Genomic DNA, 2831 nt, shown 5'->3' with positions numbered 1-2831 from the left:
AGCTCATCAATTCGCTGTAACATGATCCGGCCAGCTTCAAGCGCAACACTTTCCGGATTAAAAGGTGAAAGGCCCGCCGCAATATTATCAGCATTTACAAACTCATTGCAGTTAAGCAATTCGGGCAAAACCGTGTAGCTTGCTGTGGTTTTACCGGCACCGTTACAACCTGCTATGATGTATAAATTGGGCATCTGTTTTAAAATAGGTTCAATTAATCTTCCTTAAATATAGCATACATATGCTTATCCATTACCTCTCCATTTTTAACGATCGATTTTCGCAACACGGCCTCCTTAATATAACCAGCCTTTTCAAGTACCCGCATTGATGCTGAGTTTTTGTCATATACCCCGGCTTCAATCCTTATCAGCGGAAAATGCTCAAATGCATAGGTAGTCACCAGTTTTACTGCCGCTGTTATGATACCTTTCCCCCAATGTTCTTCTCCAAGCCAGTAACCAATTTCGGCAGTTATGCGGCTTTCATCACTAAATAACTCAACGCCAATGCCGCCGCAGGCCTCACCGTTAACTACTATAGCAAACCCGGTTAAAGGCTGTTGATCTTTTACCAGGTTTATCCAAAATGAAGCGTCATCCAGGGTATAGGGATACGGGAACCTATCTCGTAAAAAAGCCGATACTTTAGGGTTGTTTGCATGCTTTTGAAGCGATACTTCGTCGCCCCGTTGCCATGCCCTCAATAAAAATCCGTTGCCCTGTAGTTCCATTTGTAACAATAAAATGCTTAAAAATAGCAATCATTGGCTAAACTGTTAAATTGCATCCTTTATTGAGATATGAAAAAACTTTTAAGCTTATTGTTCCTGATCCCGGCAACAGGTGCTTTTGCCCAAAAGCTGGATACCCTTACCATCGAAAAAATTATGCGCGACCCGAAATGGATCGGTGTTTCGCCTTCCAACATCCGCTGGGGCAACGATAGTAAAAAGATCTATTTTAAATGGGATGATGATGCTTCGGGCGATACAAGGTTATATGCTGTTAGTCCGGCAGATAGCAGGGTACAAAAAGTCAGCATCGCCGAACAGCGCGATTTGGCACCCGATAACGGCGAATGGAATAAAAAACACAGCCAAAAAGTATTCAGCAAAAATGGCGACCTGTTTTTGTACGATGTAAAAGGCAATAAAACAACCCGGTTAACTAACACTGTTGGGCAAGAGGATAGTCCGGCTTTTAATGGTGACGAAACAAAGATAATTTATAAGGAGGATAATAACCTTTTCGCCCTGAACCTGAACGGCGGCAGCCTGGTACAGCTTACTAATTTTGTACGTGCCACAACCGATAAAAAAGCAAACGATAAATCCAACGAGCAGGAACAATGGCTCAAAAAACAACAGCTCGAGCTGTTTGATATCATTAAAAAAGAAGCGAAGGATGAAAAAAAGGATTCGACAGAAACAGCGCTGCTGAAACCTGATAAATTAAAGGAGATTCCTTTTGGCGATAAAAGACTGAACGCGGTACAGATCAGTCCCGATGGCAGGTTTATCACCTATCGCCTCACCAAGCGTGCGGATGGGGTACAGAATGCCATTGTGCCCAACTATGTTACCGCATCGGGCTATACCGAGGACATCCCGAACCGCTCGAAGGTTGGCCGCCCATCTTCAACTTCCGAAATTTTTGTATACGATAAGCGCCGTGAAGCTGTTTACCCGGTTATCACCTCAGATATCCCCGGCATTAAAGACCTGCCCGATTATTTAAAAGATTATCCCGAAGAGCTAAAAGCCCGCCAAAAGGAAAACGCCGACAGGCCGGTAAACATCGATGGTGTTTTGTGGAACCAAAGCGGTAGCAATGCGCTGGCAATTATATCATCCCAGGATAATAAGGATTGCTGGATCATGCGCCTCGACCCGGTTACCGGTAAACTAACCCTGCTTGACCGTCAGCGTGATGAAGCATGGATTGGAGGCCCCGGCATTGATGATCCGGGAAACGCTGGCTTTATTGACGACACCCATTTTTATTACCAGAGCGAGGCTAGTGGTTACTCACATATTTATGTGGTTGATGTAACCAGCGGAGCTAAAAAACAACTCACCAGCGGCAAGTGGGAGGTTCAAACCCTTCAGCTAAGCCAGGATAAAAAGACGTTTTATTTTACTGCCAATATCGACCATCCGGGTATTACTCATTTTTACAGCGTCCCGGTTGGCGGCGGCACGCCGGTTAAAATTACCGGCATGAAAGGCGGTAACGAGGTAACGCTTTCGCCCGATGAAAAATGGCTGGCTATCCGCTATTCTTATTCAAACAGGCCCTGGGAGCTATACATTCAGGCCAATAAGCCCGGCGCAAAAGCAGTAAAAATAACCAACTCTGTTTCGGCCGAATACCTGTCGTACCCATGGCGCGACCCCGAGATCATCACTTTTAAAAACCGCTATGGTACCGATGTTTATGCCCGCCTTTATCAGCCTAAAAAAGCGGACCCTGCAAAACCTGCTGTAGTTTTTGTACATGGTGCAGGCTACTTACAAAACGTTACCTATTCATGGAGCTACTATTTCCGCGAATACATGTTTAACAACATGCTGGCCGATAACGGCTATACCGTACTGGATATCGATTACACCGCAAGCGCTGGTTATGGCCGCGATTTCCGTACCGGCATTTACCGCCATATGGGCGGTAAAGACCTCACCGATCAGGTTGACGGCGTAAAGCTGCTGGTTGACAAGTATGGTGTTAATCCTAAACATGTCGGTTTGTACGGCGGCTCATACGGTGGCTTCATTACGTTGATGGGTATGTTTACTGAACCGGATGTTTTCGCGGCAGGCGGCGCCATCC

Annotated in this window: 2 protein-coding genes and 1 pseudogene; 1 reads left to right on the top strand and 2 read right to left on the bottom strand. The window is 45.6% G+C overall.

Features of this window, described 5'->3' with window-relative positions:
* Both VF500_RS29485 and VF500_RS29480 read right to left on the bottom strand, forming a co-directional pair.
* Nucleotides 1–194, bottom strand: a pseudogene (locus VF500_RS29485) (zeta toxin); the annotation flags it as partial.
* 20 nt (nucleotides 195–214) lie between these two features.
* On the bottom strand, nucleotides 215–733 hold the full coding sequence (locus VF500_RS29480) for a GNAT family protein (RefSeq protein ID WP_330863082.1): 519 nt from the start codon (nucleotides 731–733) through the stop codon (nucleotides 215–217).
* Between the two features lie 69 nt (nucleotides 734–802).
* Here VF500_RS29480 and VF500_RS29475 point away from each other — a divergent pair.
* The coding region (locus VF500_RS29475) for a DPP IV N-terminal domain-containing protein (RefSeq protein WP_330863081.1) at nucleotides 803–2831 on the top strand (2029 nt) is incomplete at its 3' end.

Origin of the sequence: Mucilaginibacter sp. (assembly GCF_036383575.1) — a bacterium.
Taxonomy (GTDB): Bacteria; Bacteroidota; Bacteroidia; order Sphingobacteriales; family Sphingobacteriaceae; genus Mucilaginibacter.
Note: the sequence above shows the minus strand (reverse complement) of the source record. Positions and strands in the feature narration are given on the sequence as shown.

Excerpts from the sequence above, each read along its gene's own strand:
- VF500_RS29480 (WP_330863082.1), bottom strand. The coding sequence starts at position 733 with ATGGAACTACAGGGCAACGGATTTTTATTGAGGGCATGGCAACGGGGC.